Source organism: Streptomyces sp. NPDC088246, from assembly GCF_044741025.1.
Taxonomy (GTDB): Bacteria; Actinomycetota; Actinomycetes; order Streptomycetales; family Streptomycetaceae; genus Streptomyces.
Genome location: NZ_JBIURV010000037.1, coordinates 42,268 through 63,048, shown reverse-complemented (window position 1 = coordinate 63,048; position 20,781 = coordinate 42,268). Strand labels below are relative to the sequence as shown.

Genomic DNA, 20,781 nt, shown 5'->3' with positions numbered 1-20,781 from the left:
TGACCCAGGTGTCGCGCTACGAGATCATGGAAACAAGTCCGTCTCGCCGCAGCGCAGATCGGACAGATAGGGGGTTCCCCTATCGAACGCCCTCTCAGGCCCGTGCCTGGGTGCGGTGGCGGGCTGTGGTGGGCAGGCGGTTGTGGATGTGCTGGTGGTGCAGCAGTGGGTCGAAGGCTTCCCAGTCGCAGCGTGCGAGGTCGGCTGCGCCTGGGGCGGCGGCGTGGTCGGGGCAGCGTTGGTGGTGCCAGCGCAGTTGTTCCGCGTAGGTGAGGTGGGTGAGGTCGTAGACGGCCATCAGGCCGTCCGGGATGGCGAGTTGTCTGCGTCCGGTGGTGGCGGGAACGAGTGTCCACGTACCGGCCGGTGCGTCGGGGCTGAGGACAGGGCGGGTGCAGCGGTGGCGGAGCCGGGTCTGGGCTACGCACTGGATGGTGTCGACGGGTTGGGCGGCGAGGTAGCGGGTGTGGAGGACCAGAACGATGGGCCGGGCCGGACGGCAGGGCTCCGGGGCGGTTGCGGGTGAGGCTGTGTCTGGTGTCGGTGGGGTGAGGGTGCCGGTGTCGAGGAGTCGGCGGGTGTGCAGGGCGAGGTGGCGGCGCAGTGCGGCGATCTGCGGGGTGAGGGGGGTGGGGGCGGGGTGTGCGGGGCACAGGGCGAGGTGGGGGATGCGGCACCAGGGGGTGCCGTCGTGGGCGGGGTGGGCGATGCCGGAGCTGACGTGCCAGCGGCTGGCGGCCGGAACGGTGGTGGCGTCGAGTTCTTGTGGGTGGAGGCTGACGGGGTGGTTGTCGGGGCGGGTGTACCAGTCGATGCGGTTGCCGCAGTCGTGGCAGCGGCTGGGCTGGGCGCTGCGTACGAGGCGGGTGGGGCTGTCGGCGGCGACGCGCAGGGCCCGTTGGTGGTGGGGGCGGTTGGGGGTTCCGTCCCATCGGCGGCCGGATGAGGCAGTGGAGGACATGGGCGTGAAGGTGACAGGCGCCGTGCCGCGGCTGCGGTGAGCGTGCCGGTTTGTCCTGCGGATGGCTCAACCGGGCGGGACAGGTGTGCGGCTTCTCGTACGGGAGTTCCTGTCGGTGGCTGGATCGGGTGATCCTCAGCACCAGTGCCGGTGGTGCTATTCGGCGGACCCGGCGGGCGGCTCGTGCCCTTCGCAGAGGGTGCCGAAGAGGTGGTCGACGGGCACGTCGAGGGCGTGGGCGAGGGCGTGCCAGGTCTTGAGGGATCCGATGGTGCGGCCCTGCTCGATTTCGATGAGGGTGCGTCTGGCCAGGCCGGTGCGGCGGGCGAGTTCGTCGTAGGTCCAGCCGCGTTCGCTCCTCAGTCGCGCGAGCTCCAGGCGGAGGGCGGTGAGGTTCGGGTCGGGCGGGAAGGTCGTCACTCCCCCATCCGAAGGTGCAGACCCCTGCCCTGTCAGTGCAGACTTCTGCCCTATTTCTGCAGGTCGTCGCGTCGCACGTGGGGCAGAGGTCTGCACTACGGTGTGCGGCCAGCACCCCGCTCCCCCATCCCGCACGAGCGGGAAAAGGGCCGGTACCCGACGAAGGCAGGAGGAAGGCGCGCCTCATGAGGTTATGTACGACGCATCCAGTGGTGCAGCGCACCTGGACCGTGGAACTGCGCCCGGAGCGCGGCGGACCGATGCTCTACTGCCCGCAGTGCCCGCCCGGCACCCTGCCTGTGCGGGCTGCGGCGCCCCAGGCGCTGGCCCACCTGGCCCGGCATGCACGCCGCGACGCGTTGCCCCAGCATCTGCGTACCTGTCAGTGCGACGCGCGCGGCTGTAGCTGGCATCCGCGTCACCGCGGCTGCGCAGGTCCGGTCCTGCTCGTCCTCGCCCGGGAACACGGCGGCCGGCTCTGGCGGCTCGCCGACGTCTGCGCTGCCTGCGCGGCGGCCACCACACACGCCGCTGTCGTCCCCGACACCGCGCTTCCCGCCTCGCCGGCGACTCGCATGGCACCGACCAGGAGCCGGGCACTGAGCGGGCGGGAGCATCGCGGTCCGTCCGAGCAGGTCCGTGTGCGCGAGATGCTCAGCTACCTCGCCGCGGCTCTTCCCATGCAGACCACCGCTGCGGCCCGTCTGCTGGCACTGCAGTGCGCCTTGCGCTCCAATGCAGCCGGGTATGTACGCATCCCTACCGGGCTGCTCCGCGGTATGCGGCTCGACTTCCACACCACCACCCCGCACAAGGAACTGCAGGACGCCCACTGGCTGCGCTACACCGCCCGCCCCGGCACCGGGCGGGCTGGTTTCACCGCGCAGCTGCTGGATGCCGCGGTACGCACTCAGGCCCCAGCCCGGCACGACCGGGCCTGCGCAGCCGACTGGGCCCTGCGCACCTGCCCAGCAGCGCGATTTGGCCTGCTTGGCCCGCTCCCCCGCCTACTGGCACTCGTGCTCACCGCCCACCTCCCGACGGACAGCCCCCAGGCACCCCTACTTGCCGAGGGAGACCTGCTCGCCCGGATGTGCGGCCTCACCCCACCAGAGCTCGTCCACGTACTCGACCTGCTCGTCAACACAGATTTCCTGCAGTCCTGGACATACGGTCCCAACCCCGAAGACGTGCAGTGGGAGTTCGCGTAACCGGATCCGCTCCCTGCAACCAAGGACCAGGCCGCAGAGCCTGTGCCGGCACCCGGCTCTGGGACGGACTGAGCAGCGATACAGAGAGCCTCGCTCGAAGGAAAAGCGTTAGTGGAATCCATACGGCGCGCTCGGTCAAAGAGGAGCAGTCTCAGTTCATGTGGGAAATCAACGGCATTGCGTTCAGCTCGGCTCGGCCACGTTGTAGAAATGTGGGCCTGGCGTATCGTTCTCGCGTGGCCAGGACGTTGCGGTTGGCGGTTGCGCAGAGCACGGTACCGAGGGATCCGACCGACCTTGGATCCCTGCGGGCGAGCGGGGCAGAGATCCGTGGTCTGATGCGTGAGGCGAGCAGGACCGGAGCGCGCCTGGTGCAGTTCCCGGAAGGCGCGATCACCTACCCGGACAAGCACGTGATGTCGACAGGGGGACCGGGGACGCTCGCCGTGTCGGACTGGAGCCGGGTCGCGTGGGATGTGCTGCGTGAGGAAGGGGAGTTGATCGCTGATCTGGCAGGTGAGCTCGGTCTCTGGGCGGCTTTCGGGTCGATCCATCCGCTCACGCCGCCGAACGGGCCGCACAACAGCCTGTACGTGGTGTCCGACCAGGGCCGTCTCGTCGCCCGCTATGACAAGCGGTACCTGTCCCACACCGAGGTGTCGTACATGTACACCCCGGGAACCCATCCGCTCGTCTTCGAGGTCGACGGCATCCGGGTCGGGTGCGCGCTGTGCATCGAGGTCAACTTCCCCGAACTGTTCGCCGAGTACGAGCGCTTGGGCGTGGACTGCGTACTTGTGTCACTCATGGTCGACAACGCGGCGCGGGCCGTCATCGCGCAGGCATACGGAGCGCTGTACAGCTACTGGATCGGCTACTCCATCCCTTCGCAGTACAGCACCACTGTGCCCTCCGGAATCATCGCCCCGGGAGGGCGCTGGCTCGCCCGCTGCCCGGCCGACGGCCGGCCCTCGCTGACCGTCGCGGACCTCGACCTGGGTGCGACAGACCCGGACATCGACGAGGCCGTCCGCCTCGCCCGGCCCTGGCGCCGCTCAGCACGAGCAGGCCTTTACAACGCCAGGACCGTTCAGGGCGACCCGCGCAGCGACACACGCACCGCATTCTGACGGGCTCGCCCCACGCGTCGTACGGAACGGAGGGTGTGCATGGACACCGTCCGCGCGTGCTGTGCCGCCGTCTCAGCCGCGGATGATGTTCTCCGCCTGCGGACCCTTCTGCCCCTGCCCGACGTCGAAGGTCACCCGCTCACCCTCGGTGAGCTCGCGGTAGCCGCTACCGGAAATGTTCGAGTAGTGCGCGAAGACGTCCGGCCCCCCGCCATCCTGCGCAATGAAGCCGAAGCCCTTCTCGGAGTTGAACCACTTCACCGTTCCACTGGCCATGCCTCATCCTTCGAACAATCCTGCGGACGCCCAGGCGTGAGCGTTCCAACTGCCGTCATCCCGGCACCCGGACGCTGTCCTACCCCACCCTGGAGCCCCTGTCCCAGAGTGGCAGAGGAACCCCGGCAGACCGCCGGTCGAGAGGGATGGGTCCGGTCCTTGCCTGCGTCAGCAACTGCACTTCGGTCAGCTATCGTGCGCTGGCCACCGTCTGCACGCAGCGGCGACCGGAAATGGTTACTCCCCGTCAGGACAGACAAACCGGCAGTCTGTGTTGTCGCTCAGTGCGTGCTCAATGAGAAGGTGCGTCGCTGTGTTCAGAGCCGGAAGTTCCGCCGGGGGAAACCATGCGACGTCGATTGATTCGTCATCGTTCACTTTTGCCTCACCGCCGACAGGTCGACAGCGGAAGGTGACGTTGAGGTATTGCGATCTGTCCCGGTTCGGATGGGTCAGCGGAGGTTCGGCGTACACGCTGGAGACATATTCGGGGACCACGCGAACACCTGTTTCCTCAAAGACTTCCCGAACAATGCCGGCCGCAGGCTGTTCACCCGGCTCAAGGATTCCGCTGATCGCGGACCACAGTCCGGTGTCCGTCCGACGATTCAGCAGGATCCGACCCGTCTCGTCGACGACCACGGCGGTGACACTGGGTAGCCACAGCAGGCCGTGGCCTACGGATCGGCGAAGATGGACTACGAAATCTGGAATGGGCATTCTGTAACCCTAGGGCGCCTCAGGGCACATGCGGCAACCAGGTACACCGCGGCGCCACCAAATACTCTCGGATCGCCGTTAAGAACCATGCCAAGCCCTAAGGGCGATGGCCCCCGAGAAGCCGATTCTGCTCGCGTTTGAGATCACGAAAGGACTTGCGCACGTAGCGTGTTATTTCCAGGCGCGGATAAGGGATCGCGGAAAAGTTCTCTCGATAATCGCCCTCACTCCATCGAGCGGCAGTGATTTCATAGCCCGCAGCGTGAGCGCAAAGCTGGATCAGAGCCGGTGGCATTTCGGCCTCAATGATCAGATCAGCCTTGCTGACCACTATCTCTCGCATCTTCTTGACGTTGGGGATGAACACCGTGGAAAGCCAGATCCTCCACTCCGCAAGCTCTTGGTCGGTCGGCGTCCCGTCGTGATCGAAAGGTGATTGCCCGTCAGGACGGCTATGGCGTTCTGAGAACGCTGCGTAGGCCAGGAGCCCTACCTCCTCCATCGCAAGGAGAGGCCCATAGAATTCGGCGAGTTGCCTGGTTATGCGCGCAAGGCGCTCTTGGCGCTGCGTAAGGCGTAATCCATTGAGATACGTGGCTATGTATCCTGCCAGTGCGATCGAGACGGTTATGAGCGCTGCAATCATGGCTGCCCTTCGCTGGAGAAAGCGACCGTCGGAGTCGAACTCTCTCTGCCGGATCGATCTTTGCGCGTTCGCCGCCTTGGCACACCGGCCTCTCGGGTCTACTACACCAAGAAGATCAACAAACCTGGTGCCACGGCGTCTCGCCGGATTGGCGTCCTGGAGAACATAGCGAGCGCTTCCTCGCCTCGACAAGGCGACGCCTAGCGGCGGGTACGGAAGGGGCGAAACCCCACCGCCATCAGTTGCTGCGTCCAGTCGGCAGCGTCGATCTGGCGACGCATACCCACTAGGCACGATGGCCTGGTGCACTTTGGTTCGCTGCGGACGCCTCACGAGCGGATCTCGGTCACTTCAGCGCGCTTCGCGCACGGCTTTGACAGTGAAATCGACCGAAAAGCGGCTCACGTTTTTGATCACTAATATGATGGCCTGTCACTATGGAGGGGATCATCGCGGGTGCCTTGGCCGTCATGGGTACTTTGCTAGGCGCTGTGATAGCGCACCGTTTCCAGGAAAAGGCCGCCAGCCGAGCCGAGGGTCGCGCCCGCACTCATCTCCAACAAGAGCGGTTGTTTGAAACTTGCGCCAACTTCATCGGACTCGCCGAGGATTACCGCCGCGCCCAGTACGACCGCTGGTCGTGCTGGGACGAGGCTCGTGACGGCGAAGCAGCCGCCGCTGCCCGGACCAAGTCTTACCGGCTCTATGTCGAAACCCGCCAGCAGCGCCAGCTATCTCAAACTTGCTAGCAGTCGGACGGACGTGCAACAGCTCGCCGAGCAGGCCAACATGGTGCTGGAGCTGACCAGCGCGATCATACGGACTGATGACAGGGCAGACATGCTGAAGCGCGGGGAGAGGGCCCAGGTAGCCTGCGACGCCTTTGTCGCCAAGGCCAACGCGGTGTTGCACGCCGCATAGCTGAGCCTGCTGCACTCAGCAGTGGTCACTGTTATGGCAGTCAGGTTGCGCAGAAACGCGTTCGGCCTTCGGCGATAGGTGCGGGGAGTGCATCGTAAACGATCCCCTTTGCGTCGATGTGTGTCTGTGGCGGTGGCTCTTCGCCCTGATGGGCCTTCGTCAGCGGGGGCGCCAGGTGCGGATCTCGAGGTGGGTAATGTGAGCCTCGGGGCGGATGCGTCCGTTTTCGACGAGCCATTGGTGGACAGCGGCGGTGACGTCGCCGCCTGCTTGGTCGACGCGGTGGGCGAAGTCTGCGGCGTCGAAGCCGCCGGTGGTGGCGGAGCCGTAGGAGCGTTCTTCGGTGTGGTCGGCGCGTTGGATGACGTCGCGGCGGATGCCGGGTGAGTCGGTGCGGCTACCGGAGGCGTGGAGGTATCCAGTCTTGGCCATGCGGACGGTGAAGGCCATGCGGAGACCTTGGCGGGCGGCTTCGGCGATGAGGGGGCGTAGGCGGGCGGAGCCGGAGGCGATGGCTTGTGCTCCGGCGCGGCCGGTTCCGGTTCCGGTGGGGGTGATGAGGACGGCTTTGGTGCGGACGCGGGCTTTGGTGCCGGTGGCGGTGGTGCGGCGGGTGGTGTGCTGGGCGGCGATGGTGGCGAGTTCGGTGGTGTCTGTGATGCCTGCGGTTTGTACGGCGGTGAGGACTTGGGTGAGGGCTGTGACGAAGGCCGCGCCTTTGTTTTTTGTGTAGAACTGGGAGACGAGGGAGGGGTCTCGGTTGATGATGCGGGCGATGTCGCGTTTGGTGTAGCCGGCTGCTTGGAGTTGGTCGGCGAGGCGGGCTGCTTCGTTGAGTTGGGGGGCGGGGGTGCGTCTGCGGCGGGGTGGCATCAGAGGTTGGCCTTGTTGGCGTGCGGGGTGGTGCGGCCGCTGTCGCGCAGGGCGAGGAGTTCGTCCTCGGTGGTGGGCGCGGGAATGGGGCCAGCGAGGTGCCCCTTGTTCAGGTAGTCGCCAGGTTGTCCGTGGTAGGGCCAGTTCTGGGGCTGGGTGAGGTAGACGGCGTCGGTGCGGAAGGCGATGACGGTGCCGGGCGGGGCGTGGAGGGCGCCTGCGTAGGTGTCGTCGTCGCGGTGTCGTTGGGAGAGGAGGGCGGCGCGGGCGGAGGACCAGATGTGGGCGGCCCATTCGGGGTGGGCGTTGGGGTCGCGGGTGAAGCCGGTGGGGCGTTGCCAGGTGATGGTGGTGTTGTCGAAGCCGATGATTTCGGCGTCTGGGGGGACGTCGCGTTCGTGGGTGCGGGGGGTGGTGCCGGTGACGGTGCGGGGTCGTTGGGCGAAGGCACCGATGCCGTAGAGGAGGATGGCGCGTACGGCGCGGGAGGCGAGGTGGGCGGCGGTGCGCTGTGTGGGGTCGCCGTTGAGGTCGGCTTGGGCGTTGAGGGAGGCCCAGGCTTCTTTGAGTTTTTTGGACCAGTCGTCGAGGGGTTTACCGTCGTCGAAGAGGATGCCGTCGAGGATTTCGATGTTCCACGGCTGGATGGGGTTGGCGAGGGCGGTGTGGATTTCGGGTCCGCCGGCCCAGGTGATGAACGTGGTTCCCGGGGTGGCGGGGTAGTGCCAGGCGCGGTCGCCCGGGGAGGGCGCGGGGAGGATCCCGACGTGGTTCCAGGTGTCGGGGACGGTGACGCGGACGTGCCAGTGGCCGCAGGCGAACAGGGCCTTGGTCTGTTCCTTCTGTGACCAGGAGGCAAAGGTGGCAGCGGTGACGCGGCGGGGTGTGCCGACTCCGGATTTCCAGGTGTGTTTGGCGTAGGCGAAGGTGCGGTCGTATTCGACGAGGCCGGGGAGTTGTTCGGGGACGCGGGGTGGGGTGATGAGTTCGGTGCGGCCCTGTCCGGCGGTGGCGTGGAAGAGGCCGCGGAGCTCTTCGGACAGGACGGGGTAGCCGTCGGTGTACTGGCCCTTGGTGGGGATGGTGCGGGTCCACAGGTCGCGGCCGGTCTGGGAGGGGGATCCCATGATGACGGCGTCGGGCCAGTGGTGGCGCAGCGCTTTCCACAGCAGAACGAACGCGTCGCGGATGATGGCGGGTTCGGCACCTTCGGTGTCGAACCACTCCCCCGCGGAACGGATCTCGACATGCTGCTCGCCGTCCGCTCGCTGAAAGCGGCCGACGGGGTTACGGGGGTGGACGAAGTGCCCGGCCATGCGGTCCTTGCCGCGGCCGGTGTCGGTGCGCCAGCCGGGAGTGGCGGCGTTCAGCCAGGCGGCGACGGCGTCCTTGAGGAAGGGGTGCTGGTCGGCCTGGCGGTGCCAGGGGGCGCCCGCAGTGATGTAGATCCGCTCGACGCCGCCGGGCAGAACGTGGAAGACCGCGTTCAGGATTTCGGCGGCACTGGCGTTCGGCAGGTCCAGGCGGAAGGTCTGGTCGCGGTGTACCAGCACGCCCGCATCAGTGTCGAGGAAGACCATGCTGCGGGCCTGCTGGGTGAAGTTCGGGTGCGTGGACGCCAGGTTCGCAGTGTGGGTGAACCACCGGTCCCCGTCGGGGCCTTCAGGAATGCCGGGAAGAGTGCGCTTCTCCCCCATACGGGTGGGAGGAATCGGCGCAGTCTGCGGTGCCGCTGCCGGCAGAGCAGCAACCGGGGTTGCTGAGGGTGGTTCAGGCTCCGACGCCGGCTCGGGGACGGGGCGGGTCATGGGCGGGGCGACTGTCCCGGCATGGGAGGGTTCCTCTTCGGCGACGTTGACCGGTGCCGTCTCGGCAGCGGGTTCGGGCGCCGGGGACACTGCAGCGGTCTCCGCTGCTGATACGTTGCCGGCGAGCCGGTTCGGGGCAAGGATCGGGGCGATCGCCACGACGTCAGCGAGGCTCAGCCCGGCTGCGGGTGCGATGCGTTCGGCTTTCGCCTTCTCGTATCCGGCCAGCGCGGTGATCTTCCGGGCACGCTCCGCCTCCAGCTTCGCGAGCGCGGCCTGGGTCTTCTTGATGTCGTCGCGCAGGGCGCGCAGCTCGGCCAACTGTGCGGTGTAGGTTTTTGCGTCCATCACGATCCCTTGTGCCTGCAGGTCAGTTGGCGGAACGGTTACCGGTTGCGACGTACGCGATCGCGCCGCCCGAGTGCGAAGTGAGGCGGGTACCCAGGAGGAGGTCCGCCAAGTCCCGGTCGGTTTGCCGCGGTGCGGTCAGGTGTTTGACGGGGGTGGCCAGGTCGGTGACGTGTCCGGCCAGGACTGCGTCCGGAAATGCGTGCCGCCCGCCCTCACCTTTCTCCCACCTGTCCAAGCCGGTCAGGACGGCCACCACGTAACCGGACAGCGTCACTGGCAACACGCCCCCGGCGGCCACGCTCGCGGCATCACAGCGCCACCAGCCCCTCAAGCCCTTGAGAAGGTCATCGGGGCCAAGACCTGCCGCGTAGCCCGCCCACTTCCTGTCGGTGTCCTGGACTTGCCGTGCCGCGTCGACACGCAGGACCCCGAGCAGGTCGGCGCCCAGGCGATCCACGGGCGCAGGGGCGCGTTTCTGCAGTGCCTGGACGACCCAAAGCGGCGTCATCACGCGAACACCGCGCCGGGAGATGCCGGGAAGCACGCCTGCCCTGATGAGACGCCGGTAAGTGGTAATCGCACAGCCCAGTTCCTCTGCGGCCTGTCCGGTGGTCAGCAGCATGGCCTGCCTCCTCGGATCTGGGCGTTGCCACGCTTGGACGCTATAGGCAGACCCACCACTCATGCAAGTCTGATCAGATATCTGAGTCTAGTTGGTGTGGCTCTTGGAGGGGACCGCAAGTTCCGCGGCCCGGCGGGTCGTACGGTCCGTCTCTGAGCGGCTGGAGCCGCCCGCCCGGCCCGGCCGCTGGACAGCGCCAGCCGACCCCGTGGCTTCCGGGACGTCACCCCACCGCCTCCGGACGCCACGGCGTCGTCGCCTGGGAAACCGGTCTCTTGGCTCCGGGGTGGCGGTCAGGAGCGGGCGGCCCCGGCGCACTGCGGCTGCGAGTACGCGCCTGCTGCTTTTCGCCAATTCGTCATGGCTGGGCCGTCGGTGTCATCGACCATCATGTGTGCAGGTGGGGGGCTTCTCTGGGGTGCTGTGTGTCGGAAGGCTCGTGGGGTGAGGGTGGGGGGTGGCAGGGATCCGGGAAGCAGGTCGGCCGAGGTGAAGCCGTCCGGAGCTTGGGAAGCCGGGACGGCAGGGTGGCGGAGGCTGTGGTGGCTTGATCGCGGCTTTGCCGGACTGTGCCCCGTAATGATCCATCAGTTTTTGTCAGTGCCCGCTGCTACACCAATTCCTTAGCCTCGCCGTTTCGGTTGGGGTCGTGAGGTGTTGCTGATCGTCCGCCGTCGAGGGGGTCGAGGTGATTTCGCTGTTTGGGCATGGTGGAGGCCCGGCGCGGTGGTCGGGTTCTCCGGAGTCCTTCGGGTTGTGGGCGGTCAGGGAGGTTGTCGGTCAGCCGGCTGGCCGGGGCAGAGCGGCGAGGCGGTTGAAAGCTTCGGCGAGTTCGTTTCTCCATGGCCAGGTCGCCGATATCCGCAGGCGGAGGCGTCGGCCGCCGCGGGTGAGGCGGGCGGCGACGTGCAGCAGTCTGTAGCGGAGCTTCTTCGGCTCGGCGGTGGCCAGCTCCCCGTCCAGGAGGAGGGATCGGGTCCAGGCGAGGAGGTCGATCGCTGCGAGGCTGAGTTCGAGCCAGACGGCGTTGACAGGAAAGCGGCGGGAGGGGAAGCGGCCGAAGCCAGTGTTCTTGCCGCACCGGATGTGGTCCTCGACGGTGGCGTGCCCGCGGTGGCGGACCTCCAGGAACTGGGCGGAACCGCCACCGGAGTACGGGGTGTCGGTGAGGAACACCTGATGACGTAGACCCTCGTCCCTGTCGAACAGGGACAGTTGGGCGCCGGGGTGCGGGCGTTCTCGGCGCACGATGGTGCGGGTGCCGGCGGGATAGCCGGTCAGGTCGACCACGCCGGTCAGCTCGGCGACCTCGGCGCCGTCTCGCAGTGTCCCGTTCTGGGCCAGGGCGGGATGCCAGAGATGCTCGGGCAGTGAGCGGATCGCGCGGCGGACCGGCTCGGTGACTGCGTATCCGACCGAGAACCGCATGTTGAGGCCGAACTCACGCAGGACCCTGATGTGGGCGAGGAAGGCTTTCGCGGATCCGGCGCTGTCGGTGCGGACGAGAATGTCGGTGCCGTGCCGGTGGGCGTCGGGGATCTGCGCGAGAGCGTCGTCCAGCACCGCAATGTGATCGGCGGCGGTGTTGGCACCAGCGTTGCCGGGCCGCAGCCGCCCGGACACGGCCTCGCCGGTGTTCGCGAGGAAGCACAGCAGCGGATGAAAGCCGAAGCCGCCCTTGTAAGTGGGCGCGGCCTGCTCCTTTTCCGAGTGGGAGTTGATCAGCGTGGCGTCGAGGTCCAGGACCAGGCCGGGAAGTTCTCGTCCGCCGGCCCGGACAGCGGGTATGCCCTGGCCGGTCTCGGCGGCCTGCATCCAGGCGACTTCCCGGGCTGAGGCGCGGGCCGCTCGCAGCGAAGCGAGTACTGCCCCGTCGGTGTCGGCGAGCAACCGCCAGGCAGTGGGCGTGGAGGCGACCGGGCCGAACACCTCGCCCTGATCCCGCAGCACGGCCAGATCCGCTATCGCCTCACCGCCGTCGGCGAGCATCACCGCGAGATCGGCGGCGGTCCGACCTGGATCGTGCCCGGTGCCACGCGGTCGCAGTGGCCTGAGCGCAGTGGAGTAGGCGGTGGTCAAACCGGTGGCATCGGCAAGATCCGCCAGCAACCGTGCACCCGCGTGCCCGACCACCCCCGAACCGTCAGTGGAGACGTGGAGCTTGGGACGAGAACCGATGCCCTGCACGCAGAAAGTGCCTTCCGCTTGGACCGACAGAACCCCTCGACAAGGTTCATCGTCCCAGCTCAGAAGGCACTTTCGTATTTCCTCCCCGCTTCCGGCCTCATCCCAACCGAAACGGCGAGGTTAAGGGACGGGCCGCATTCCGCGGCCTGCCGGCGGGAGGGGAACAGCATGTCGAAGGTGCCGGACGGGTTCCATCGCGTACGCGGGCACATCCGCCGCAACCCTTCGGCCAGCAGCACGTGAGCCCTGGCTGGCATGAGTGGTCGATCCGCACACGATGATAAGCACGCGCTTCGTTCCGCGGTGCGTCACGCGGGCTGGAATGGGATCAGTAAGAGAACTCGATATACACGATGTCGGTAAGCCCCACCCTATGGAGCTTGCCTCTGGGTGAGACGTTGAAGTATGCCTCGCCGACGGCGTCGGCAATGATTTCTCGGAGTTCTCCGTCGTCAGCGTTGCGGTATCGGGCTTGGAACAACTGGGCGGCATAAGCCGTGGGAAGCCGTTCGGTGATGTGGCGTACTCGGCCGTCATCGGAGGAGCCAGCTGCTCCGGTGAAACCGAACCAAGCTTTGAAGTGCACGAGCATGCCGTCGTGGCCGGTGGCGATCAGGTGGTGGGCGCGGCGGCGCACGCGCGGCTGCCAGAGGCGGACGACGTCTTTGGCAATGGCCTGGGATAGCGATCCCGGTGCATCTCGTCGTTCCTCCATGACGGCTTTGACGAGGCCTGGCTTGGTGCTCAGGTGGCTGGCCAGGGCTCCAAGGTCGGCGTGACGGGATGCGAGGAAGCGTAGGCGGGCTCGGTCGGAGCGCGGTGGTTGGCGTGTCCAGTGGTGAGTGTCGGCGATGTCGAGTGCTTCGGTGATGGAGGCGGTGGAGTAGCCGTTGAGCATGGTCGGGTCCTTACAAGACGCGTGCCTGCAGCATGCTGCGGTTTGCACGGCGTGCTCCAGTAGTGACAGGTGCGGTGTGGTGGCGGGCAGGTGGTGTGGGTAGCAGGCGGCAGGCGCGCAGGGCCTGCTCAATCTCTGGGTGTTCCCAGGACGGGGTGGAGAGCACGTTGAGGGCGTCTGGGTGGCCTCGTAGGTGGGTGAGGTGACGGGCGGCGTTCAGAAGCAGTTGTGCCCATGCGGGTATTTCGGGGAGGCCGTTTCCTGACCTTTCGTGCAGGGTTTTGATCTGCTGGCTGTTGTAGCCGGTCAGGGCCCGCAGGGCGACGCATGTCGCGTGGACGGGGTGAGCGACGCGGGTGTGGATTCGGGCGGCGATCTGGGCGGTGTGGGGGTGGCAGGGGTGTTGGTGTGGTCCGGGGACTGGCAGAGGTGGGGTGGCGCCGGTCGGCTCGGTGCCGGGAATGAATGTGATAGTGGGGGGCTCGCGTGGCTGCGGGGGCAGGCGGAACCAGAGTTCGGCGTCGCGGGGCGGGAAGGCGGTCGTGTGCTGCCACCACGGGTAGCTGTCGGATGCCGGCGGACCGCTTGGGGGACGCCAGTGGGCGGTCGCGGCGCGCAGCGTGTCCAGTACACGGTGGAAAATCGTGTCGAGGAGGGCGGCGGTGTGGCGCGGGAGGGGGCCGTTGCACAGGAGGGTGAGACGGGTGCCTGTGAGGGCGCTGAGTGCCAGCAGGTGTTCCCATTGGGGCTTGCTGAGGCGGTGGGCCCTGCAGACGGTCACGTGGGTGATTTTGAGTGCGATGAACCAGGCTGCGGCGATGCGCCAGCTGCGGTCGGAGTTGTTGGTCCATGTGGGCAGAGGGTGCCTGTCGTCGGAAACGGGCAGATGTTTGCCGAGGGCGCGGATCAGGTCGTGAGCGAGGTATGCGCCGGTTCCGGCCAGGGGCGTGGGGTGGACGGTGATGCGTCTGAGGGGTGGCCTGTGTGCAGCGAATGCGAGGCGCATGTATTGCGGCTCGTCGTGTGGGGTGACGACAACGGTGACGGGCGGCAGTGCGGTGTGGTGATGTGACTGCCAGGTCGGGCACCACTTCTCGCCTCTCTCCGCGCCGGCGGGTCGTGGCGTTTGTGGTGCTGTGGGGGTCAGAGTCATGTTTTGGCCGCTCTGGGGGTCAGTTGGTGCAGTAGTGCCTGCGGGTCACTGGTGGCGCGTTGGGTGCTGCGGTGGGTGAGGGTGGCCCAGCGTCGGAAGTTGCCTTGGGCCCATGCCTGGTCGAGTTCGCGGAGCACGGCGGGATCGGCCCGCCTCCAGCGGGGGTGGAAGGCGGGGATGACGGTGGTGATCTCGTCTTCGTCCAGGACGTCGAGTTCATGCCAGCAGCTCACGCGGGAAGCGAGTACGGGGATGGTTCGCAGGGCGCGGAGGCGGTGGCTGCCGGCGGCCAGGGCGACGGCCACGCGTGTGTGCGGGTCGTCGTAGAGGTAGCGCACGTACTCCACGCAGGACGCGGAGAGTTGGTGGGCTTCGTCGATGGCCAAGAGCCGTGAGGGGTGGTGCAGGGCGTGGCGGATGAGGTCGTCGCTGGTGCCTGGGTCTTTGGGCGGGGGGCTGGGCAGGCCCAGGGCGTGGTGGAGGCTGTGGCGCAGGTCGTCGGGGCGGGCTTGGGGCTGGGGCAGGAGCCGGATGGGATGCCAGGCGGGGTGTTGGTCCAGGACGGTGTTGAGGGCGAAGGTTTTTCCTGCCCCTGCGGGACCGACGATGCACAGCATGCCTTGTTGGGCGACGGTGGTCTTGAGGGCGGCTGTGGTGGCGACGACCTGGCGGGTGTGCACGGTGCGGGCGGTGGTGAGGTCGAGGTGGTGGCGGGCAGAGCGGACGTTTCCGTGGGCGGTGCTGATGGTTGTGGTGCGCGTGGTCCGGTATGAGGGTGCGGTCATCGGTCGTCGTCGCGCCGTACAGGGCGGGCGGGGCGGGCGCGGTGGATGGCCCAGCGGGCGATGGTTTCGTTGACTTCGCTCAGTCCACGGCGCTTCATGCCTTCCAGTACGTGGTGGGTGATTTTGGACCACATGCGGAAGGTGCCACCGCCAGCTTCCAGGTCGATGAAGTTGATCAGGTCGGCGGGGACGGAGGCCCAGACGGGGTGGAACAGCGGGATGTTCTTGAGCACCTCGTCCGGTTCCATGGGCGTGAATTCCTGCCAGATGTAGATCCGGGAGGCAAGGGCGGGCTCGTTGTAGAGGGTTTTGTAGCATTCTTCGCCGCCGACGAACAGGACGGCGGGCCGGTTCTTCTTCCTCCCGGTGTCCCACAGGTGGCGGACGAATTCGAAGCACTCGCGGCTGAACTGCTGTGCCTCGTCGCAGACCAGGACGTAGGGGCGCCGGGCCAGGGAGAGCTTGAGGAGCCGGTCGAATTCGCTGGGGTGGGCGGGGGGTTTGCCTTCCAGGTGGAGGGCTTCGAAGAGTTCCATGCGGATGTCTCGCGGGGTGGGACGGGAGCGGAACTGCAGGAGCAGGACCAGGTCGGGGGCGACTTCCTTGAGTGCGGCGAGGACGGAGAAGGTTTTCCCGAGCCCGGCGTCCCCGTAGATGCAGGACATGGCACGGGCGTCGATGGTGTCGGCGATGTTCTCGCCTGCTTCCAGCAGGGCTTCGGTGGCCACGATGCGGGCGTCGGGCAGGTCGAGGTAGAAGTCGGGGTCGTCGCTGGTCTCGGTGGTGGTGTCGGTGGTGGTCGTCATGGGCTCTGTTCCTTGGGTTGTGGGTTGAAGGGGTGGTGCAGGGGCGGTTGTCGGTTCGGGCGTGGTGTCCGGGATGGGCGCCGCGGGGTGCAGGGCGCGTGCTGTGCCGAGGTCCTGGCCGGTGGCGGGGTCGGTCAGCTCGATCTGCCCATGTTGCGGGGAGGGGTGAACAGTGACCCGGGTACCGGCGTGGGCTGGGGTGAGGGCGCCGGTGTAGGTGCGGCCCTGCCAGCGGATGTGTCCTTGGGGCCCGACCAGGCGGTTCACTCCTGGAGGTGGCGTCATGCGGTGTCCTTGGGTGTGCTGGCCGATGGAGCGGGGATTGCCCAGCGCGCCCCAGGGGTAACTCGGCGGGGCATGTAGCCGGCAGGGACGCCGTCGTCTTTGGGCCGCGCAGGGCGGGTGGCGGCCAGTTCTGCCGTGGCTTGTTTGCGCGTCATCGTTCCGGCGAGACGGGCTGGGCCCGGCTGGGTGGCGGCCTGGAAGCGGAGTCGGCGGCGGCGCTGTGCGTCGGCCAGATCGCGGCGGATGCGCTTGACTCGCTCGTCGCGGGCCTCGTAGACGGCGCGGATCTCCTCTTCGCTGGCCTCGTCGGCCAGGTGTGCCGCGCCGAGGTGCTGGTGGGTCTGGGCGTGGAACACCTCGATGGTGCGGGGGCGGTGGGGCTGGAAGCGCACGTTGACCTGGGTACCGGTGCGGCCGGTCATCCATGCACCGACGTAGTCGCGGCCTTGCCAGCGAATCCCGTGCCCGTGGATGACACGGGTGGAGCGATCGCCTTCCATCAGGAAGACGTGCAGGTCCTTCAGCGGAGGTTCTCTCAAGGGGGTGGTGTCGCTGTTCCAGCTGTCCATTGGCGTCAGATTGCCCCGGCCCGCCATACGGTGCTCCGTGTTGCGGGTGCGGACCCACTGGGCGAAAAGGTCGACGAAATTCTCGAACGTCAGCGCCGGGTCCTTCTCCCCCGCCCGACGCTTCGTGTCCAGCTTCTGCGCCTTGGTGTAGCGCGGCAGGGTGGAGAAGAACATGCTGGTCGCCGCACGGTTGAGGTTCTCGATGCTTCCTTTGAGGTGCGGGGTGTAGGGCGGCAGGACTTCGACGTGGACGCCGAGGCTGCCCATGGCCTGGGTGACGGCTCGGGAGAGGAAGTCTTTGCCTCGGTCGATACGGATTCGGCGGGGCAGTCCGCCGGCCGGACCGTGGATGTCGTCGGTGAGGATGCAGGAGCGCAGGGCGGCCAGGATCGATCCGCGGTGCGGGTAGTGCGGGGTGACGGCCCAGCCCATGGTCACGCCGGTGTGGCAGTCGCAGAACCATGTGATCCAGGGCTTGACCAGTTTGCCGTCGGCCCAGACCAGGACGGGTGCCTGTTTGTGGTCGCCTTCCCATTCTTCGTTGCGGCAGGTGGGTGGGCGTTTCAGATGGGGGTCATGTACTCGGGAGGCGGGGATGCCGGATCGGAGGCCTGTCAGGTCGCCGGGGGCGAGGTCCTGTTTCACGGCCCGGTGCAGCGTGGACAGGCTGGGCACTTGCTCGGGGTCGTCGGCCTCGTCGAGCATCTCCTGGTGGACACGTTTGATGTTGCCGCGGTGGTAGGCGAGTTTGATGCGGACCTCGCCGGTGGCGGTGTACCGGCTGCGGGGTGGAAGGTCCGCGGTGCCAGCGGCCCGGGCCTTTTTTAGGCGTCGCCAGACGGTGCGCTCATGGACGCCGACCGTACGCGCGACGGTCTTCACCTCAGCGCTGGTCAGTTCACCGCGTTCGCGCAGCACAACCAGTGAGCGGATCCCGGCGGTCAGCAACGCCCGCTTTTCGCGGGAAGAAGAAGGAACCAGGGTGGATTCGTCCGCGAGGGTGCCGTTTGGGGCCCGGCGCATTGTGACAACACTCCCTTCATGATGATGCGGGCTGCCGGTAAGGATGAGAGGGCTAGAGGGGCAGCACGTCAGCCGAAAAGGCCGATGTGCGAGACATATGCGTAGCTGCGGTAGTCGGAGTCCAGGTCGCTAATCTCCCACTCCCACTGGTGTTCCAGTTCGAGGAAGTTCTGGCCGGCCCAGGCCTGCACGATCGGGCCCCAGCGGTAGATGTTCTTATTCCTCACCCGTAGCGGGCGCCGATGACGGGCTTCGACGCCCTCCTGGTCGACGGGATGGATCTCGATGCGCGTCCCGCCGCCGGCGTTGAGGTAGCGGGTCAGCCACGGGGCAATATTGCGGCGGCGCAGGTCCCGGAAGGCATGCTGCACGCGTTGTTGCACGTCCAGGTCCGGCATGTGGCCCGTCGACAACCACCGAGTGAGAGCGGACGGATCCGTTGTGATGTGGTGGGCCTGAAGAGCTGCTGCTGCACCCTTCTTCGCGGACAGGTATTTCACCGCCTGCTCCAGGCGTTCCTGGTCGCTACGGGTCCATGCGACGTCGTCGAAGACTCGCCTGTCCAAGGTCTTGGCAAGGGCTCGTCCTCCTTCGAGGCCCTTGGTGCCCAGTTCTCCGAATCCCATCGCATGCTCCTGTATGTCGTTCGCTGTGCGGCATTGGCACGGCACAGCGCGTGGTCGGACCGCTGTGTGGCGCCAGGGGCAGAGGCGGGAAGCACAGGGAGCAAGTGGCGTGGGCCGTTGCCGGTGGCGTGTTGTTTCACACCGGCTGGCAGGACGATATGTCAGCGCTCGGCTCGCTAACCGTTATGCGGACGTTGCACGGGTGACTGCGCAACGCGCGTAGTCAATCCCCTGAGCATTGTTCAGTTCTTAACCATTGCAGAGTTCGTTTTAGGGATGCTGACGACGCAACGTAGTTACGGCGTTGAAGCAGAGCGGCGCGGCACGCACCCGCATCTGCTGACGCGATCGACGCAAAAGACGGGGTGGGAATGGGCATGGCGGACGTCCTGCGGTGCTGAGCAGGAAGGCTGCTGCACGGATCAGGAAGCGGTGTAAGGCCGGTCATTCGCTGTTTCGCGTGGCGATGGGGATGGGCGCCAAGCCGACTGGTGGGCCGAAGGGGCCGTCACCCTAGTGCCCACCACTGACAATACGCGCGACTACCAAGAGGTAACTTGCTCACCTGTCGCCGCATTTGGCGGAAACTTGCTCTGCGTGGCCGCAAATCAACCTCTCAGGAGATACACCTCTTCGACGGTCCACACCGGGTGGATGCATACCGACGTAGCGACTCAGAGGCCTGAACCCGGTCCAGCTGAGCGCCGAGAATTTAATGGCTCATAACCGCGCCTTGGCCTGCTCTGCTATCACTCACGCGTTGGAAACCACGGGTCTCGTGAGCCGAGCACGACACACATCGCTTTCTTCGCTTGGCCGGTTTCATGTCCTTCAGGAGGAGAGGAAACGATTTGCTCCTGATGCGTTGTCAGAGGTGGCCGTCACGATGTCTCGCATGAGTCTCACTTCGTGTCTGAAGGATCCGGCCTCCGCCATCTCGCGCTTCCTGGCGGAGCACCTCCCCTCCCCTGACGTCTTGCTGTCCGACTACAGCCATCGCCTGGCCCAGCACTCGCCTCCGGTCAAGCCCGCACCTGAAGCGGGCCGGCGCGCGGACTACCGGATGCTGGGGCACACCATCGACCACCGGCTCCGTATCAGCCTCGGCGTGCCCACCGGCCAGCCGATCCGGGAAGGCGTGGTGCGCGCCGCGCTCGACGACGACGGATGGCCAAGCTTGGAAGTCATCAGCACCGTGCAGGCAGCGGGGCAGGTGCTGCTGGAGGAACTGTGCCGGTATGAAAACGCTGATGGTCAGCCGCTCACCCTCGACGACGCATCCGAGGACCGTCTCGTGCGTCTGTGCCACGTCGCGTCCAGTTTCGAAGCCATCTTCCGCTGCGTGGGGTGGGTACGGGGCAACACTCTCGGTTCAACCCGGCCTGGGGACTCCCTCGACGACATTGCCGCTGCGGTACCCGATTACGTGGTGGCCGATGTCCGCAGCCAGATGCGGCTGGCCGGCGCGCCGGGCCCCTTTGACCGCCTTATCAAGCTGCCCGCCACTGCACGGATCGGCGGCCCGGTGTTCGACGGCAGTCGCGATGTCGGCGGAGCGGACGCCGATTTCATCCTGGACGGGCAGCTGATCGACTGCAAAGCGACCATCCGGCCGGAGCGGATGAGCCGGGCCGAGATCTACCAGCTCGCTGGCTATCTCCTGCTCGACTACAGCGACGCCTTCGCTGTCACGGATGTAGGGCTGTACCTGTCCCGGCAAGGCGCGCTCATCAACTGGAGCGTGCAGGAATTCCTGGATCTTCAGGGATGCCGACTCACGTTGCCTGAGCTACGGGCCGCATGCCAGCACGCATTGACCGAGGGCTCCGCCGGCACGCCCGCGCCCGCGGAAGCGATGCGTCGCCCACTCCCCCGCCCCCGCAACGCGCCTGCCGTACAAGAGAGCCTCTTCGACTGAAAATTGCTGGCCGTGAGGCGGGGCTGGGCACTCAACCACAGCGCACGCCACGTCTCCGGCCAGACGTTGCGGCGACCGTCGGCCCGCCGCGTAGGTATGGCCGTCAGGCACGGAACCTGTTGGACATGCTCAGGTTTGTCGGGCTGTACGGAGGACGCGGACCGACGTGGTGTCCAGTGGCCGCTCCGCGCCTACGAGGCAGGCCGTCTATGAGAGTCAAAGACCGTATGCCTGCCAGAGGATCGGTCGGTCTCTCGAACCCGGTGACCTCGCGAAGCATGCGAGTCGCGAAGCGACCGATGAGCGGCCCGCTGGCGCGGAGAAGTCCGTCCGCGACATCAGTGCAGGCGACTTCACCGTCTACTGCAGCCGCTAGCCATCCATGCGGGGGCGGCGGGCAAAGGGTGCTCTGCGGTCGCCTTGCCTCCTGCCCTGCTTGGGCGGCTGCGGGCGAGGCTGGAGTACCGGCCCGGCTTCGCACATCCGCCTTCGCCTGGGCCCTGCTCCTGACGTGAGGCGAACTCGCCGTGCCTTTTACTGCGGGCTGGTCGGTGATACGCGCTCAGAACAGCTATCACTGAAGCCTACGGTC

General features: G+C 66.9%; 20 protein-coding genes. 5 read left to right on the top strand and 15 right to left on the bottom strand.

The genetic code is table 11. From position 1 onward, the window contains the following. Positions 1-94: 94 nt before the first annotated feature. The gene (locus ACIPEK_RS35370; protein ID WP_402004793.1) at positions 95-961 is read right to left on the bottom strand and encodes a DUF6083 domain-containing protein; all 867 of its coding nucleotides are present in this window, start codon (positions 959-961) and stop codon (positions 95-97) included. Positions 962-1,117: 156 nt separating this feature from the next. Continuing rightward, positions 1,118-1,381 (bottom strand): helix-turn-helix transcriptional regulator, encoded by a 264-nt coding sequence (locus tag ACIPEK_RS35365; RefSeq protein WP_401760378.1) that lies wholly within the window; start codon positions 1,379-1,381, stop codon positions 1,118-1,120. A gap of 209 nt (positions 1,382-1,590) precedes the next feature. On the opposite strand from ACIPEK_RS35365, the gene ACIPEK_RS35360 reads away from it, so the two are divergent. After that, positions 1,591-2,592: a hypothetical protein gene (locus ACIPEK_RS35360; protein ID WP_402004790.1), complete on the top strand. Its 1,002-nt coding sequence runs from the start codon at positions 1,591-1,593 to the stop codon at positions 2,590-2,592. Between the two features lie 236 nt (positions 2,593-2,828). Continuing rightward, positions 2,829-3,722, top strand: coding sequence for a carbon-nitrogen hydrolase family protein (locus ACIPEK_RS35355; RefSeq protein WP_402004787.1), 894 nt, complete (start codon positions 2,829-2,831; stop codon positions 3,720-3,722). A gap of 72 nt (positions 3,723-3,794) precedes the next feature. On the opposite strand, the gene ACIPEK_RS35350 is transcribed toward ACIPEK_RS35355, so the two are convergent. The 3 genes from ACIPEK_RS35350 to ACIPEK_RS35340 all read right to left on the bottom strand — a co-directional run bounded on the left by ACIPEK_RS35350 (position 3,795) and on the right by ACIPEK_RS35340 (position 5,364). Beyond that, positions 3,795-3,998, bottom strand: coding sequence for a cold-shock protein (locus ACIPEK_RS35350; RefSeq protein WP_401760472.1), 204 nt, complete (start codon positions 3,996-3,998; stop codon positions 3,795-3,797). 237 nt (positions 3,999-4,235) lie between these two features. Continuing rightward, positions 4,236-4,718: an NUDIX hydrolase gene (locus ACIPEK_RS35345; RefSeq protein ID WP_401760474.1), complete on the bottom strand. Its 483-nt coding sequence runs from the start codon at positions 4,716-4,718 to the stop codon at positions 4,236-4,238. A gap of 97 nt (positions 4,719-4,815) precedes the next feature. Next, positions 4,816-5,364 (bottom strand): hypothetical protein, encoded by a 549-nt coding sequence (locus ACIPEK_RS35340; protein ID WP_401760477.1) that lies wholly within the window; start codon positions 5,362-5,364, stop codon positions 4,816-4,818. 437 nt (positions 5,365-5,801) lie between these two features. Here ACIPEK_RS35340 and ACIPEK_RS35335 point away from each other — a divergent pair, with 437 nt between their 5' ends. Continuing rightward, entirely contained in the window at positions 5,802-6,113 is a 312-nt protein-coding gene (locus ACIPEK_RS35335) for a hypothetical protein (RefSeq protein ID WP_402004784.1), read from the top strand. A 13-nt stretch (positions 6,114-6,126) separates the two neighbouring features. Next, on the top strand, positions 6,127-6,285 hold the full coding sequence (locus ACIPEK_RS35330; RefSeq protein WP_402004781.1) for a hypothetical protein: 159 nt from the start codon (positions 6,127-6,129) through the stop codon (positions 6,283-6,285). 159 nt (positions 6,286-6,444) lie between these two features. Here ACIPEK_RS35330 and ACIPEK_RS35325 read toward each other — a convergent pair whose 3' ends face one another. The 10 genes from ACIPEK_RS35325 to ACIPEK_RS35280 all read right to left on the bottom strand — a co-directional run bounded on the left by ACIPEK_RS35325 (position 6,445) and on the right by ACIPEK_RS35280 (position 18,271). Then, positions 6,445-7,158: a helix-turn-helix domain containing protein gene (locus ACIPEK_RS35325; protein WP_401759594.1), complete on the bottom strand. Its 714-nt coding sequence runs from the start codon at positions 7,156-7,158 to the stop codon at positions 6,445-6,447. Continuing rightward, positions 7,158-9,314 (bottom strand): coiled-coil domain-containing protein, encoded by a 2,157-nt coding sequence (locus ACIPEK_RS35320; RefSeq protein WP_402004778.1) that lies wholly within the window; start codon positions 9,312-9,314, stop codon positions 7,158-7,160. Before ACIPEK_RS35320 ends, ACIPEK_RS35325 begins: the two co-directional genes overlap by 1 nt. 22 nt (positions 9,315-9,336) lie before the next feature. Further along, positions 9,337-9,939 carry a DNA-binding protein gene (locus ACIPEK_RS35315; protein ID WP_402004775.1) on the bottom strand — a complete coding sequence of 201 codons (603 nt, stop codon included), beginning with the start codon at positions 9,937-9,939 and terminating at the stop codon, positions 9,337-9,339. A 780-nt stretch (positions 9,940-10,719) separates the two neighbouring features. Continuing rightward, positions 10,720-12,156, bottom strand: a complete 1,437-nt coding sequence (locus ACIPEK_RS35310; protein WP_402004802.1) for an IS1380 family transposase — start codon at positions 12,154-12,156, stop codon at positions 10,720-10,722. A gap of 298 nt (positions 12,157-12,454) precedes the next feature. Continuing rightward, a complete protein-coding gene (tpg, locus tag ACIPEK_RS35305; RefSeq protein WP_402004772.1) occupies positions 12,455-13,024 on the bottom strand; it encodes a telomere-protecting terminal protein Tpg in 570 nt (189 codons plus the stop codon). 10 nt (positions 13,025-13,034) lie between these two features. After that, positions 13,035-14,030, bottom strand: a complete 996-nt coding sequence (locus ACIPEK_RS35300) for a hypothetical protein (protein WP_402004769.1) — start codon at positions 14,028-14,030, stop codon at positions 13,035-13,037. Positions 14,031-14,173: 143 nt separating this feature from the next. Then, complete coding sequence (locus ACIPEK_RS35295) at positions 14,174-14,962, bottom strand: AAA family ATPase (RefSeq protein ID WP_402004766.1); 789 nt, start codon at positions 14,960-14,962, stop codon at positions 14,174-14,176. Next, the gene (locus ACIPEK_RS35290) at positions 14,959-16,053 is read right to left on the bottom strand and encodes an AAA family ATPase (protein ID WP_402004764.1); all 1,095 of its coding nucleotides are present in this window, start codon (positions 16,051-16,053) and stop codon (positions 14,959-14,961) included. The genes ACIPEK_RS35295 and ACIPEK_RS35290 overlap by 4 nt, the downstream gene beginning before the upstream one ends. Then, complete coding sequence (locus ACIPEK_RS35285) at positions 16,050-17,645, bottom strand: Mu transposase C-terminal domain-containing protein (protein ID WP_402004761.1); 1,596 nt, start codon at positions 17,643-17,645, stop codon at positions 16,050-16,052. The genes ACIPEK_RS35290 and ACIPEK_RS35285 overlap by 4 nt, the downstream gene beginning before the upstream one ends. A gap of 68 nt (positions 17,646-17,713) precedes the next feature. Beyond that, on the bottom strand, positions 17,714-18,271 hold the full coding sequence (locus ACIPEK_RS35280) for a hypothetical protein (RefSeq protein ID WP_402004758.1): 558 nt from the start codon (positions 18,269-18,271) through the stop codon (positions 17,714-17,716). An 895-nt stretch (positions 18,272-19,166) separates the two neighbouring features. On the opposite strand from ACIPEK_RS35280, the gene ACIPEK_RS35275 reads away from it, so the two are divergent. Continuing rightward, the gene (locus ACIPEK_RS35275; protein ID WP_402004755.1) at positions 19,167-20,189 is read left to right on the top strand and encodes a hypothetical protein; all 1,023 of its coding nucleotides are present in this window, start codon (positions 19,167-19,169) and stop codon (positions 20,187-20,189) included. Positions 20,190-20,781 lie beyond the last annotated feature (592 nt).

Coding starts and splice junctions, on each gene's coding strand:
- ACIPEK_RS35275 (WP_402004755.1), top strand. CDS start 19,167: ATGAGTCTCACTTCGTGTCTGAAGGATCCGGCCTCCGCCATCTCGCGC.
- ACIPEK_RS35345 (WP_401760474.1), bottom strand. CDS start 4,718: ATGCCCATTCCAGATTTCGTAGTCCATCTTCGCCGATCCGTAGGCCAC.
- ACIPEK_RS35280 (WP_402004758.1), bottom strand. CDS start 18,271: ATGGGATTCGGAGAACTGGGCACCAAGGGCCTCGAAGGAGGACGAGCC.
- ACIPEK_RS35340 (WP_401760477.1), bottom strand. CDS start 5,364: ATGATTGCAGCGCTCATAACCGTCTCGATCGCACTGGCAGGATACATA.
- ACIPEK_RS35315 (WP_402004775.1), bottom strand. CDS start 9,939: ATGCTGCTGACCACCGGACAGGCCGCAGAGGAACTGGGCTGTGCGATT.
- ACIPEK_RS35320 (WP_402004778.1), bottom strand. CDS start 9,314: ATGGACGCAAAAACCTACACCGCACAGTTGGCCGAGCTGCGCGCCCTG.
- ACIPEK_RS35370 (WP_402004793.1), bottom strand. CDS start 961: ATGTCCTCCACTGCCTCATCCGGCCGCCGATGGGACGGAACCCCCAAC.
- tpg (WP_402004772.1), bottom strand. CDS start 13,024: ATGCTCAACGGCTACTCCACCGCCTCCATCACCGAAGCACTCGACATC.
- ACIPEK_RS35285 (WP_402004761.1), bottom strand. CDS start 17,645: ATGCGCCGGGCCCCAAACGGCACCCTCGCGGACGAATCCACCCTGGTT.
- ACIPEK_RS35295 (WP_402004766.1), bottom strand. CDS start 14,962: ATGACCGCACCCTCATACCGGACCACGCGCACCACAACCATCAGCACC.
- ACIPEK_RS35300 (WP_402004769.1), bottom strand. CDS start 14,030: ATGCGCCTCGCATTCGCTGCACACAGGCCACCCCTCAGACGCATCACC.
- ACIPEK_RS35350 (WP_401760472.1), bottom strand. CDS start 3,998: ATGGCCAGTGGAACGGTGAAGTGGTTCAACTCCGAGAAGGGCTTCGGC.
- ACIPEK_RS35325 (WP_401759594.1), bottom strand. CDS start 7,158: ATGCCACCCCGCCGCAGACGCACCCCCGCCCCCCAACTCAACGAAGCA.
- ACIPEK_RS35335 (WP_402004784.1), top strand. CDS start 5,802: ATGGAGGGGATCATCGCGGGTGCCTTGGCCGTCATGGGTACTTTGCTA.
- ACIPEK_RS35290 (WP_402004764.1), bottom strand. CDS start 16,053: ATGACGCCACCTCCAGGAGTGAACCGCCTGGTCGGGCCCCAAGGACAC.